This window comes from Williamsia herbipolensis, from assembly GCF_000964005.1.
Taxonomy (GTDB): Bacteria; Actinomycetota; Actinomycetes; order Mycobacteriales; family Mycobacteriaceae; genus Williamsia_A; species Williamsia_A herbipolensis.
Genome location: NZ_JXYP01000043.1, coordinates 1 through 13,077, shown reverse-complemented (window position 1 = coordinate 13,077; position 13,077 = coordinate 1). Strand labels below are relative to the sequence as shown.

At 66.3% G+C, this 13,077-nt stretch carries 14 protein-coding genes; 8 read left to right on the top strand and 6 right to left on the bottom strand.

Annotated features, from left to right (window positions below):
- Window positions 1-96 precede the first annotated feature (96 nt).
- The 4 genes from TU34_RS21925 to TU34_RS24030 form a co-directional block, all read right to left on the bottom strand.
- Window positions 97-1,137 (bottom strand): ABC transporter ATP-binding protein, encoded by a 1,041-nt coding sequence (locus TU34_RS21925; protein ID WP_045825060.1) that lies wholly within the window; start codon window positions 1,135-1,137, stop codon window positions 97-99.
- Window positions 1,134-2,708: an ABC transporter permease gene (locus TU34_RS21920; RefSeq protein ID WP_082080530.1), complete on the bottom strand. Its 1,575-nt coding sequence runs from the start codon at window positions 2,706-2,708 to the stop codon at window positions 1,134-1,136. Before TU34_RS21920 ends, TU34_RS21925 begins: the two co-directional genes overlap by 4 nt.
- Window positions 2,709-2,719: 11 nt before the next feature.
- The gene (locus tag TU34_RS21915; RefSeq protein ID WP_045825058.1) at window positions 2,720-3,760 is read right to left on the bottom strand and encodes an iron ABC transporter substrate-binding protein; all 1,041 of its coding nucleotides are present in this window, start codon (window positions 3,758-3,760) and stop codon (window positions 2,720-2,722) included.
- A 344-nt stretch (window positions 3,761-4,104) separates the two neighbouring features.
- Window positions 4,105-4,266, bottom strand: coding sequence for a hypothetical protein (locus TU34_RS24030; RefSeq protein ID WP_160298578.1), 162 nt, complete (start codon window positions 4,264-4,266; stop codon window positions 4,105-4,107).
- A 131-nt stretch (window positions 4,267-4,397) separates the two neighbouring features.
- On the opposite strand from TU34_RS24030, the gene TU34_RS21910 reads away from it, so the two are divergent.
- From TU34_RS21910 to TU34_RS23320, 7 genes are all read left to right on the top strand, one after another.
- The gene (locus tag TU34_RS21910; RefSeq protein ID WP_045825057.1) at window positions 4,398-4,775 is read left to right on the top strand and encodes a BlaI/MecI/CopY family transcriptional regulator; all 378 of its coding nucleotides are present in this window, start codon (window positions 4,398-4,400) and stop codon (window positions 4,773-4,775) included.
- A complete protein-coding gene (locus TU34_RS21905; RefSeq protein ID WP_045825056.1) occupies window positions 4,772-5,731 on the top strand; it encodes a M56 family metallopeptidase in 960 nt (319 codons plus the stop codon). Before TU34_RS21910 ends, TU34_RS21905 begins: the two co-directional genes overlap by 4 nt.
- Window positions 5,732-5,954: 223 nt before the next feature.
- Entirely contained in the window at window positions 5,955-6,341 is a 387-nt protein-coding gene (locus TU34_RS21900; protein ID WP_045825055.1) for an ArsR/SmtB family transcription factor, read from the top strand.
- Window positions 6,334-8,472: a heavy metal translocating P-type ATPase gene (locus TU34_RS21895; protein WP_045825054.1), complete on the top strand. Its 2,139-nt coding sequence runs from the start codon at window positions 6,334-6,336 to the stop codon at window positions 8,470-8,472. Before TU34_RS21900 ends, TU34_RS21895 begins: the two co-directional genes overlap by 8 nt.
- Window positions 8,473-8,623: 151 nt before the next feature.
- A complete protein-coding gene (locus tag TU34_RS21890; RefSeq protein WP_338063025.1) occupies window positions 8,624-9,091 on the top strand; it encodes a signal peptidase II in 468 nt (155 codons plus the stop codon).
- Between the two features lie 56 nt (window positions 9,092-9,147).
- Complete coding sequence (locus tag TU34_RS23785; protein ID WP_150116671.1) at window positions 9,148-9,462, top strand: hypothetical protein; 315 nt, start codon at window positions 9,148-9,150, stop codon at window positions 9,460-9,462.
- Window positions 9,459-9,905, top strand: a complete 447-nt coding sequence (locus TU34_RS23320) for a DF family (seleno)protein (protein ID WP_203225516.1) — start codon at window positions 9,459-9,461, stop codon at window positions 9,903-9,905. The genes TU34_RS23785 and TU34_RS23320 overlap by 4 nt, the downstream gene beginning before the upstream one ends.
- A gap of 42 nt (window positions 9,906-9,947) precedes the next feature.
- On the opposite strand, the gene TU34_RS21885 is transcribed toward TU34_RS23320, so the two are convergent.
- Complete coding sequence (locus TU34_RS21885) at window positions 9,948-10,781, bottom strand: ParB/RepB/Spo0J family partition protein (protein ID WP_420835208.1); 834 nt, start codon at window positions 10,779-10,781, stop codon at window positions 9,948-9,950.
- A 20-nt stretch (window positions 10,782-10,801) separates the two neighbouring features.
- Complete coding sequence (locus tag TU34_RS21880; protein WP_045825074.1) at window positions 10,802-11,497, bottom strand: ParA family protein; 696 nt, start codon at window positions 11,495-11,497, stop codon at window positions 10,802-10,804.
- Between the two features lie 1,023 nt (window positions 11,498-12,520).
- On the opposite strand from TU34_RS21880, the gene TU34_RS23780 reads away from it, so the two are divergent.
- On the top strand, window positions 12,521-12,955 hold the full coding sequence (locus TU34_RS23780; RefSeq protein ID WP_150116670.1) for a hypothetical protein: 435 nt from the start codon (window positions 12,521-12,523) through the stop codon (window positions 12,953-12,955).
- The last annotated feature ends 122 nt before the right edge of the window (window positions 12,956-13,077 follow it).

Genomic DNA, 13,077 nt, shown 5'->3' with positions numbered 1-13,077 from the left:
CAGGCCACGAAACGTAAGATCCGCATCCGGGTCTCACCTGTGCGCGCATCCAGCGTTGTGACACGCGGATCCCACCACCCCACGCGCCGCGACCTCTCACAGTTCGTACGCGACGGCCTTGCCGAGGACGCGGATGCCGACGCGATCGCCCGGGGTGAGGGCGGTGGCACCGAAGCGACGCACGGTGACCCGTTCGGAGACGACGCCGTCCGCGTTGTCGAGGCGAATGCCGAGCAGCATCTCCGACCCGAGGAATTCGACGTCGACGACCGTCCCGGTTATACCTGCGCCGTCCGAGGTGAGTTCGATCTGTTCGGGCCGCAACATGATTCGGGCGTTTCCGTGGACGCCGTTCGAGGCCACGGTCACGTCGCCGAGGGCGCAGTGGGCGCGGCCGCGGTCGACATGTGCCGACATTACGACGGCGTCGCCGATGAACTGTGCGGTGGGGACGTCGATCGGGGTGGAATAGATTTCGCGGGGGGTGCCGATCTGGGCGAGGCAACCGGTGCTCATCACCGCGACCCGGTCGGCGAACGACAGCGCCTCGGGCTGGTCGTGGGTGACGAGGATGGTGGTGATCGCGGCCTTGGCGAGGACGTCGGCGACGATCCTGCGCGTGTTTGCCCGCAGGCCGGCGTCGAGTGCGGAGAACGGTTCGTCGAGCAGCATGAGTTCGGGTTCGCGGGCTAGCGCCCGGGCGAGAGCCACCCGCTGCTGCTGCCCGCCCGACAGCTCGTCGGGGCGACGGGCCGCGTAGGAGGGGTCCAGCGACACCATCTCGAGGAGCTCGGCGATCCTCGGCGCGGTGCGGGCCCGGCGGGGCAGCCCGAACCCGACATTCGCGCCGACGGTGGCGTGCGGGAACAGCGCACCGTCCTGGGCGACGTACCCCACCGACCGCCGGTGCGCGGGCGCCCAGCCACCGCCCGCGACGACCCGGCCGGCCAGGGCGATGGTGCCGGCGTCCGGCTTCTCGAAACCGGCGATCAGGCGGAGCAGGGTGGTCTTGCCGCAACCGGACGGTCCGACGATCGCCGTGGTGGATCCGGCCTCGACGGCGAACGTGACGTGCCGGAGGATCGTCGAGGCGCCGAACGACTTGTCGAGCCCTTCCACTTTGAGTGCGTATGTCATAGTCCCGCTACCTTTTTCGACTGGGAGAAGAGCACGTAGGTCATGGGCAGCGACAACACGATCATGATCAGGGCGTACGGTGCGGCGCCGGCGTAGTCGATCTCGCTGCTCAGTGACCAGAACCGCATGGAAAGGGTGCGGGTACCGGTGGGCGCGAGCAGGAGGGTGGCGGTCAGCTCGTTCACGATCCCCAGGAACACCAGCGCCCCGCCCGCCGCCGTGGCCGGGGCGGCAAGGCGCAGCGTCACACGGAAGAAGGCCGACAGCGGTGAGACACCCAGCGACTGCGCCGCCTCCTCGAGCCCGACCGGCGCTTGCGCGAGTCCGGCCCGCAGGTTCACCAGGGCACGCGGCAGGAAGAGCAGCGCGTAGCCCGCGATCACGACGGCCACGCTCTGGTAGAGCGGGTGGAGGTAGCGGATGGAGACGGTGACCAATGCCAGTGCCACCACGATTCCGGGCAGCGAACTCGAGATGTAGGTGCCGCCCTCGAGGAACCGGCTGAACCGTCCGCGGCGGCGGATCGAGATCCAGGCGATCGGGAACGCGAGTACACACGTCACGACGGCGCCGGCGATGCCGAACCCGAGAGTCTGGAACAGCGCGGGCGCGAGGGCGTCCCATTCCCAGACCGCGCTCCCGCCGATGATGAGCCACCGCAGGACGCTGACGACCGGGACACCGACGGACGCTGCGATCAGCACCCCGAGGAACGCAAGCACTATCGGCGAGTACCGCCAGCCGAGTTCGGCGGGCACCGCCCGGCGGGCCGTACCCGACCCTATGCGGGCGTACCGGGCGCTGCCGCGGACGACCGATTCGATCACCAGCAGGGTCAGGCACAGCAGCACCAGGACACCGGCGAGCATGGTCGCCGCGGCTCCGTTGAACGTCGACTGGTACTGCTCGAAAATCGCCGTCGTGAACGTATCGAACCTGATGAAGACGAAGGCGCCGTATTCGGCGAGAAGGTGCAGCGAGACCAGCAGCGCCCCGCCGGCGATGGCAAGGCGCAGCTGCGGCACCACGACGCGGAAGAACACCGCCCACGGCCCCACGCCGAGTGCTCGCGCAGATTCTTCGACGGCCGGGTCCAGTCGGCGCAGTGTCGCGGCCGCCGGAATGTAGACGAGCGGGAAGTACGACAGGGTCGCGATGAGAACACCGCCGTGCAGCCCTCCGAGGGAGGGAATCGCCGTCACCCACGAATAACTGTTCACGAACGCCGGAACGGCCAGGGGCGCCGCGAGAAGCACTGCCCACACCTTCGCCCCCGGAAGCCGGGTGCGCTCGACGAGCCAGGCGGCGAGGACGCCGACAATGACGCAGATCGGCACCGTGGCCACGACAAGCAGCACGGTGTTCGACAGCAATTCGCCTACCCGGGGCCGGAACAGCAAAGCCGACGCGGTATCCCAGCCCGTGGCGATGCTCGCCGCGATCACGTAGCCGAGCGGAATGAACGATGCGGCCACAACGATCACCGCGGCGACGGCCAAAGGGCGGGGAAGGCGCGGCCGGGCGGTCGGGGGACCCGTCGTGACCGCGTCCCCCGACCGCGCTCGGCCGATCGGCGCGAGATTCAGAGCAATCCAGCTTCCGTCATGAGCTCGGTGACCTGCGGGCTGTTGAGCTTCGCGGGGTCGACAGGCGGGGCCTGCAGATCAGCGAGGGGAACCAGCTTCGGATTCGCGGGCACGCCACTGCCCACCGTGTATTCGAACGACGTCCCGGTCTGCAGGACCGCCTGCCCCTTCTGCCCGGTGACGAACTTTAGGAACTGCTGCGCCGCAGCCTGCTTCGTGCTGGACTTGAGGACGCCGCCACCGGAGACGCTGACGAACGCGCCGGGGTCCTCGTTCTTGAAGTAGTGCAGAGCGACGTTGTTGCTGTTCTCACGGGTCTTGGCCTGATCACCGAACCAGTAGTAGTGGTAGATCACCCCGCCCGGGATCTCCCCGGCGTTGACGGCCTTCATCACCGCGCCGTTGCCTTTATAGGTGCGGACATTGTCCTTCATCCCGGCCAGCCACTGCCCGGTGGCGTCCTTACCCTTCAGCTCGAGCAGCGCGCTGACGATGGCCTGGAAGTCCGCGCCCGACGGCGACGCCGCCCAGCGGTCCTTCCACATGGGGTCCTGCAGGTCGAGCAGCGACTTCGGCAGCTGGTCCTCGGTCAGTTGGTCCTTGTTGTACGCAAAGACGGTCGAGCGCGCCGCGATGCCGGTCCACTTGCCGCTCGACGGCCGGTACTGGCCCGGGACCTGGTCGAGGACGTCCTGGTTCACGTCGGCGAAGAGCCCGGCGTTCTCCACCAGCGTCATCGCCGGGGAATTCTCGGTGAGGAACACGTCGGCCGGCGACTGGTCACCCTCGGCCACGAGCTGGTTGCCGAGTTCGGTGTCGCTGCCGTTGCGCAGTTCTACCTTGATGCCGGTCTCCGCGGTGAAGGCGTCGGCCCATTCCTGGGTCAACGATTCGTGCTGCGCGTTGTACACGGTGATCTGGTTGGCGGCGCCGGAGTCGGTCGGGTTGTCCGAACCGGAATCCGAGCACCCTGCCACCGTCAGCACCGCGGCGGTGGCGAGCGCCACCCCCGACATCAGTCCGATCCGCATCCTCATCGTCCGTCCTCTTCCGCAGCGGGAACTCTCCCCAGCCGTCATTGGAAATATGATGCTACCCACAGGTTTGGCAAACCTAACCATTCGAATTTGGGGCCTACGGCCGGGCGGGGAGGCCAAGCCCGTCCGGGTGAGGAGGGCAGAGAGGCAAGGTGCGGTTCGGCGCCCCCGGGCGCATCCGCTTAAGCATCAACCCGTTTGATGTTGCGCAGTCGAGCCGGGGCCGCGATCGAAATAGTTGCCCCCTCAACCGCCCGCCACGGTGTGACCCTGCGAGCGGGCCTTGGCCGCGCTCACGGTGGTCGGGGGTCGATAGACCCCCGACCACCTCGGTCACGCGCCGATCAGCAGCACTTCATCCCGGCACACATGTCCCCCATGTCGGTACACATGTCCTTCATCCCGACGCACATGTCCCCCATGTCGGCACACATGTCTTTCAGGCCGGCGGCCATCATCATGTGGCAGTCCCACCACGTTTGCAGGTTCGTCATCAGCTCTGTCATCGAGTCCTCCTCTGTCGTGGGTCTCGCAGGAGCGAGCCCGCTACTATTGTACGTAGTACGTACGTAGATAGTTTCACGGGCAGAGGCGAGCCGATCGCGCCCTAGGATGTGGAACGAGCAGGAGGCGCGAGGTGCGGGTGAATGGATTCGGCGAGCTCGAGGCGGTGGTCATGGACCGCTTATGGGCCCGCACTGGTCGATCGACCGTTCGAGACGTGTTCGACGAGATCGCCGAGCATCGTGACATCGCCTACACCACGGTGATGTCGACGATGGATAACCTGCATCGAAAGGGCTGGTTGGACCGCATTCGCCAGGGCAAGGCGTTCAGCTACTGGCCTACTTTGTCTCGCGAGGAGCACAGCGCCCAGCTGATGCGTGAGGCGTTCGATGCCGGCGGCAAGTCGGATGTGGTGCTCACTCATTTCGTCGAACAGATGAGTGACGAGGAATCTGAGCGCGTACGTCAGGCGTTGCGCCGTCTAGTTGACCCCGGATCGGCGCAATGAGCATCACGATCTGCCTCGTGGTCTACGGCCTGATGGTCGCAGTGGTCGGCCCGCCGGTGTTGGTGCGGCTGACCCGCCGGGGTATCGCTCCATGGCTGGGAGTCAGTGCATGGCTGGTCGCTATCGTCGCGGTGCTGTTGGCGTGGACCGCGACGGTGGTCATGGTTGTTGGCGAGGCGATGCCGGTCTGGATTCGACACGCGCAGTGGATGGCTGCCTGTTTCGCCTGGGTGACTGGGTCCAACGAGGGCCGAGCCGGTGCCGTAGCGCACGCAGGGTTGATGACCGTCGTCGCCGTCGTTGTAGTCATGTTCCCGTTCGTGGTGTGGCGGACCGGGCGTGGGGCGCTACGGATGCGTGCGCTCTCGCACCGTCACGCCCGGATGGCGCGGGTCATCGGCCACTGCATGCCCGGCTCCGACACAGTGGTCGTCGATACCACCGACCGGATCGCCTACTGCGTCGCCGGGCGTCCGCACACCATCGTGGTCACCACTGGCGCGTTGGCCGCGCTCACCCCGGAACAGCTGCAGGCGGTCCTCGCCCACGAACGCGCCCACCTGACCGGCCGCCATCACCTGGTGCTCGCAGCCGTCCGGGGCATGGCCGCAGCGCTGCCCCGAATGCGCCTGTTCGGCGAGGGGGCAGCCGACATCGCTCGACTACTCGAGATGTGCGCCGACGACACCGCCGCCCGCTCTCACGGCCGGCGGGCATTACTCGGCGGTCTACTCGCCCTGACCGGGACACAGCCCGCCCCCGCGGGCGCGCTTCGCGCGGGCGGCCACGATGTAGTCGCTCGTGCCGACCGGCTCACCATCTCCGTCTCGCCGCTGACCCACCTGCGGTCCCGCGCGCTGTTGTCGGTGACCACAATCGCGATCGCGGCGACACCGATCGCCTTCGGTGTCCTCTGGACTGTAGGGGTGATCATGTGCGGCCCAATGCCGTCCTGACGGGCTTTGTCTCGCTCAAGGCGTGAGAGGAGGGCGGCCAGCGATTGCGCGCGGTCGCGAGTTGGCCCACCTCGGTCCCGACCGCGCGACCCCGCTCGCTGTCGGAAGGGTCCGAAGACCCATGCCGAGCTACGCCGGGTCATCGACCCGGAACTCCCCCGCGATACTAACAACGGTTGGAATGACCATTGTCCGTCGTATCAACGAGCGTTAGGATGAGCGGATGATCGAACCACCCGTCGACACCTGCGACCTGCTCTGCCTCGACCTGCCGCACGCGGAGAAGATTCGCGCCTCACTGCCGTCGGCGGCAGCGATCGACACCGCCGCAGCAGCAGCGAGGTCGTTAGGGGACCCCACCAGGCTGACCATCGCCACCGCGCTCGCTGTCGGGCACGAGCTGTGTGTGTGCGACATGGCGTGGGTCGTCGGCCAGGCGCAGAACCTGGTGTCACATCACCTACGTCAACTCAAGTCGGTCGACCTGGTGACGTCGCGGCGGCATGGCCGGCTGGTGATGTACTCGCTGACCACCCGCGGAGCCGCGCTGGTCGAGGCGATCACCACCGCCGCGACACCGGGCTCGGAGCAGGAACTCGACCATGTCTGATGCATGCTGCGGCCCCGATTCGACTGACGACTCAGCCGACCTGGACACCGCACAACAGTGGTGGCGGATCCGCGAGTTGCAGGCCGCAGCCGTCGCCGCGGTCCTGCTCGCCATCGGCTGGGGTGTCACCCGTGCCGGAGCTGACCTCGTCGGCACCGTCGCCGAGGTCCTGGCTGCGGTGACCGCGGCGTCGACATTCCTGCCTGATGCGGTCCGTAACCTTCGCCATCGCAGGATCGGCGTCGGAACGCTGATGGCGATCGCCCTGATCGGCGCCCTCGCCCTGGGACAATTCGCCGAGGCGGCGCTGCTGGGGATCTTGTTCTCGATCGCCGAAGGCCTCGAGCACTACGCGGTTGCCCGTACCCGTCGTGGGCTGCGTGCCCTGTTGACGCTGGTTCCCGCCGGCGCCACCGTCCTGCGCGGTGATGTCGAGGAGACGGTCGCACCCGATCAGCTGGCCGTCGGAGACCGCATGGTCATCCGACCGGGCGAGCGGGCAGCCACCGACGGCACCATCATCACCGGCCGAACCACCCTGGATCTGTCCGCCATCACCGGGGAATCGATGCCAGTCGAAGCCGGCCCCGGCGACGCCCTGCACGCCGGGGCCATCAATGGTGGTGGCGCAATCGAGGTGACGGTTACCGCCCGCGCCGCGGACAGCTCACTGGCCCGCATCGTCCATATCGTCGAACAGGCCCAGGACCGCAAAGGCTCCGGGCAACGACTCGCCGACACCATCGCCCGCCCGCTCGTGCCCGCGATCATGGCATTGGCGTCGACCGTCGCCGCCCTCGGCGCGCTACTCGGGGACCCGATGCTGTGGCTCGAACGCGCCCTGGTCGTACTCGTCGCCGCCTCCCCCTGCGCCCTGGCCATCGCCGTCCCATTGACCGTCGTCGCCGCCATCGGCGCGTCGAGCCGCCACGGCGCACTCATCAAAGGTGGTGCCGCGCTGGAAAAACTCGGCGCGATCCGATCAGTCGCCCTCGACAAAACAGGCACCCTGACCCGCGGAACCCCACAAGTCACAACCGTGCTCACCGCACCCGGGGTCACCGAAACCGACGCGCTCGCCGCCGCAGCTGCCCTCGAAGCCCGCAGCGAACACCCCCTCGCCCGGGCAATCCTCACCGCCGCCGGCACAGCAATCCCCGCCGCGACCGACGTCACCGCAATCCCCGGTCACGGCCTAGAAGGCGTGCTCGACGGCAGCGCCATCCGGCTGGGTAAGCCGGGATGGATCGACCCCGGACCCTTCTCCGACACAATCAACTCCCTGCAGGACACCGGTGCGACCGTTGTTGTCCTCGAACGCGATTCAGCGCCCATAGCAGTGGCCGCTGTTCGCGACGAGCTGCGACCCGAGGCCCCCGAAACGATCGATCGGCTACGCCGCCTCGGAATCGACGTCGCGATGCTCACCGGTGACAACAACCGCGCCGCTACCAGCCTCGCCACCGAAGCCGGCATCACCACCGTCCACGCTGATCTCCTACCCGAGGACAAAGCCGCCCTGCTGCCGACGATCGCCGCGGGCCGCCCGATCGCAATGGTGGGCGACGGCATCAACGACGCCCCCGCCCTGGCAACCGCCGACATCGGTATCGCCATGGGAGCCATGGGCACCGACGTCGCGATCGAAACCGCCGACGTCGCATTGATGGGCGAGGATCTGCGCCACCTACCGCAAGTCCTCGCCCACGCGCGGCGCGCGCGCCGAATCATGCTGCAAAACATTGTGCTCTCACTCGCCATAATCGCGACGCTGATCCCACTGGCCGCCACCGGCGTCCTCAACCTCGCGACCGTGGTGTTCATCCACGAATTCGCCGAAGTACTCGTCATCGGCAACGCAATTCGCGCCGCACGAGCCGCCGCCCTGCCGGGCTTCGTCTCAGCACCGACCACAACCGGCGCCATCCACGTAGCCGTCGCTCCACCAGCACACGCGGTGGGTGACGCGTGCTGCGCTCCCACGCCTCGACCCACCAATCAGGTCACCACGCGGAACCTCGCCCACCCACACCTCGCACCGATCACCGCTCCCCTCGCGCCCACGACCATCGACGAAGGCTGCTCATGCTGCGAGAAATCACCCACCCCCGACCCGTCTCGAACGCGGTGACCCACACCCCTCGCCCACACACACCACTGCTCTCACCCTCAGCACCCACCGTGTCCATCAGCGGCACCCCCCGCCTACCGGCACGTACCACCAGGAGGCGCAGATGAGCGCGGCGGCAGCCAGATCGACCCCGAGCCCCCGACGAGTCTTGATGATCATCGCCAGCGCGCTCGGCTCCATCGCAGTGCTGTCCGAACCCATACTGCGCGGGCAGCTGTCGGATGGACGCACCGTTGACTTCCACCTCCTGCAACTGAAATTGGCCTACAACACCGGCGTCGCGTTCAGCGTCGGCGGTCAGCTACCGGCCGCGGTCGTTCTCGCGGTCACGGCGAGCATCACCGTCGGTGTCGGCATATATGCGTGGCGAACTGTCCCGACCAGCCCCGTGGCCGGGACCGTCGGGTTGGCGGCCATCCTTGCCGGCGCCGTAGCCAACCTCATCGATCGCACCATCGACGGGAAAGTTACCGACTACTTCCACACCGGGTGGTGGCCAACCTTCAATCTGGCGGACACCTACCTCACATGCGGTGTCGTACTACTCATCGGATCGCTACTCTTCGAGCCATCTCCCCGACCCACCGACACCACTCATAACAGCCCGCAAATCCCATGAAAAACAGCACCAAGAATCTAGACAGTCGGATCAACGTCCGGGCGCACACTGGACCGATGCGCACCCAACCACACGACATCGCAAACAACTCCCCAGCCGCAGACCAGGTCGAGTGCTGGTGCTGCGCCACCACCGCCACCCCTGACAAGATGGTCCACCTGGGAAACCACCCCGAAGTCCACCTGTGCCCTCAATGTGCACACTTCGTCCACCAGCAAGCCTGGGAAATCGAGGACCAGGACCGCCACGGATTCGGGGCAACCGCACGCGACACGATTCGCGGCCTGCGTACGCAAGTCATCGAGCACGGATGGCACAACAACACCTACCTCGGCGCACCGCTGCAATGGCTCGGAAAACACCTACCATGACCGTGAACATCGAGGTGCTCGTCGTGCCCGACTGCCCGAATGATGCGAAGGCCATCACCAGCGCCCGCACCGCTCTCGCTCGCGAGCACCTCGCAGCCCACATCACCCGCACAGTGATCACCACCGACCAACAAGCACGCGAGCGTAACTTCACTGGCTCGCCGACCATCCTGATCAACGGAACCGATCCCTTCGCTCGACCGGGCCAACCCATCGGGCTGACCTGCCGGCTCTACCCAACCGCCGAGGGGCTGCAAGGCGTCCCACCCCTCCCCGACCTACGCCATGCCCTCAGAAACTCACCGCACGACCCAGGAATGCCGGCCAGACACACCCCCGACAGTCCCAGCGAGGTCGATCCGCGGACCACACAACGCCCCGATCCACCTGGCACTCAACTTCCACACCCACGAGAGAACCCAACTCCCCACAGGCACAACTGAAGTCAGCTTCCTGATTTACATAACGCAGTCGTCGGCTGCGGCTCACTCAGCTTCGTCGCTGGCTAGCAGCGCGACGAGTTCGGCGACCTGCGACTGATCCAATGTGATGAGGAGAGCGGACGCTATGTCGTGCGGGCTAGCTTCGCTTCGAAGGAAATGACGCGAAAGGATCTCGATGGGGGTGCGGCGATCCCGGCATTTAGTAGAAGCGGCTCTATTAACGGATCGTTCCTCCGCTCGACGCCACGCATCGACCTGAAATGCCATAGGCACTTGCGCCAACGAGCGTGCCAGTCGGACCGCCAGTTCACCATCGCGCAGTGCTTGTTGTAGCTCGGGGGCCAGCTTCAGCAGTGCTCGGCGTTGGGAGATCCAGCCCGGGCTGCGGGCTAGGCGTTCCGCTGCGGCGGTGGCGCTGCCGGTCTCGGTGACGAGGAGTTCCACGGCGTGGGCTTCTTCGAGGACGTCGAAGTCTTGTCGGTCGATGTTCTCCACGATCGCCGCCCATAGGACGGACTGCGTGTCGGTGGCGAGGGAGTCGCGGATGACGACATCCATACCTGGCCGGCGGTAGTGGTGGCAGGCGGCCAGGCGCCGGCAGCCGTTGACCACCACCCACCGCGCGGCACCCAACTGCGATGCGTCATCGGGCCACAGGGTGAGCCACGCGGACCTGGTGACCACCGTTCCCGGTTGCAACTGTCGATCGGCGATAGTGGCGAGGTCTTCGAGGTTGCCGACCGCGGCCCGTGGGTTACGCGGGTTCGCCACCAACTGCTCGAGAGGCACATTCGCCCGAAACACCCCATCCGAACTGACCGGTGCATCGACCGTGGAACCGTCTCCCACGGACCCGGCCAGGTCTGCGAGGTCCACCCGTCCACCCCGGGCGGCCATCAGCGTGCCCCGACTTCAAGTTCCAGGCACAACCGCTGCACGTCTTCACGAGCCTGCAATGCCACCCGAGACGATCCGTACTCGGAGACAACGCGGCCTTCGGCGGCGGCGCGGGCGTGCACCTTGTAGTGCCGGACCACGGTGCGGGCCAGCGGCCAACCGCGCGAGCGGACGAACGCCTGGGTCTGCTCGAGATCCGAGCGTCCGTCTCGTGGATCCCAGTCGTTGACCACCACCACGTACGGGATGCCCAACGGTTCGATCACTTTCGTGATCGTGCGGGCGGTCGGGTCGAACGCCAGCGGTTCGGGAACGATCGGCACTATCACCAGATCCGCCGACCCCAACACCGCATCCAGCGCGTAGCCGGTGCCCCCGTTGTCCGTCGCACCCGGGGTGTCACCAATCCACCCGGGAGTGTCGACGATGACGTGATCGACACCCGGAAGGTGCCGCAGCCGACCCAACATCCCGACATCGTCATGGGCCTGGGCAATCCGGAACGGCAGATCAGCGACCCGATCGGCCCACCACACCGCTGAGCCCTGCGGATCAATCGACACCGCCAACACCGGCGACACCTCTCGCTCGCCCACCGGATCCACAAGAACGTCGGCCTTCACTGCGGCGAGGTTCATCGCCAACGTCGACTTCCCCACCCCACCCTTCTGATTCATCACCACATGCACACCCATGCTCTTCACCTCTCCAATCCGCTCGCGAACTACCTGTCATTCGACGCCCACCGGCATCGGTCTTTACCGCGGTAAACCGCGCCCGACGGCGGGCCTCGCGCAGACCGGGTGCGCCAAGACACATGTATCGAATACGGTTGATCGAGAGCACGTTCGAACGCCCGCCGGGCACGACCTGGGGAAACACCACCAGTTCGCAGACAGTCCGCAGCAGCACCAAAAGAGGCCATCACCGGCAAACACCCACAACGCCGCTCACCAGCAGAAACAGTGAATCCTCAACTGCGTCAACAACACCAAACTCCCAGGTGCGCTCGTTCGGGACGAAGAGGTCGTGGGTTCGAATCCCGCCACCCCGACGTGTTGGTTGAGACACAGAAGAGGCCCTGACCAGGGAAACCCGGTCGGGGCTTCCTCGTTTCTCGGCTCAGGCTGTTCTGCACCAGTCCGCAGACAGTCCGCAGGAGAAAAAATCCGGCCCCATTCTGACGCGAAATTCGTCTTCCGCGATCAGCTGATTCTGTTGGGCACGCGTTGAGCGGCGTTGATCCCGCAACCATCCGCGACCCGCGACCGCACCTGACTGCTTGTGTCCAACGAAGAGGTCAAAGTGCCTGGCCATCGCAAACCCACAGGTCAACGGCCCGGACCGAACCGTCGTGTCTCAAGACGGTAGCGACTGGTTTTCGCCCATCTAAGAGGTCACATCCGGCGAAGTCAGGCGTAGAAGCAACAGCTCGGCCGCCGGCCAGACGTTGTCGTCCCGGGTGCAACCTCACCTGTGCTTGCTAGATGGGTCGAGCGGGTCGGACGGGGCATTCCAGGATCGAATCACTCGCGACGGGTCACACGGGTACGGCATCCGAAACTCCGGTTCGAAGGAGGCTGACCACCCCACGCTCTGCGGTTCACCGTCGAGCGATCCTGCGGCGGGTGCCTCAACGATGCCCACGTGTGTTGAGCGGCATCTGAAGGCACCTATGACGGACGGCGCCCCGACACACCCCACGGCCATACGAGCGAGTGCGCGATGCAACGCAGTGGTGGAACTACAGCGTTGCAACGGCCCGCGCCCTCGTCGGCGGTCACCCGCCACCGACCCTCACAGTCCGCGGGCTGGTCCTCGAGCCAAACGAAGATGCCTTCCTGATGACGCGTGGCCAGTACGCTCGCTTCTACGCCGCAGGCGACGGCTCGTGGTCGGCCGCCCATCCGTTCGTGGCCGGTCGCCCCGCAGTAGTGGCCAGCGCATTCCTCGGCGCAGCAGTAGCCAATTCACGCGCCAAATCGACTGCGATGGCCGCGGCCACCCCCATGTGGCGCGAGGGGCACACAACCGACGTGCTGCTGACAGATCGAAGGGTCCTCACCTACAGCGCAGCACGCGGCCACTGGTTGTCATTCAGGTTTCGGGGAGTCACGGAGTTTCATCCCGACCTGAATAGCTGGTCAGTGTGAAGTACCCCAGGTTTAGTTCCGATCCTTATAGGAGGATGGAGCTATGCCACGTCAGTATCCGCCGGAGTTCCGGCAGCAATCTGTGCGCATGTTGGAGACGGCGTTGGAGTCTGATGCCGAGC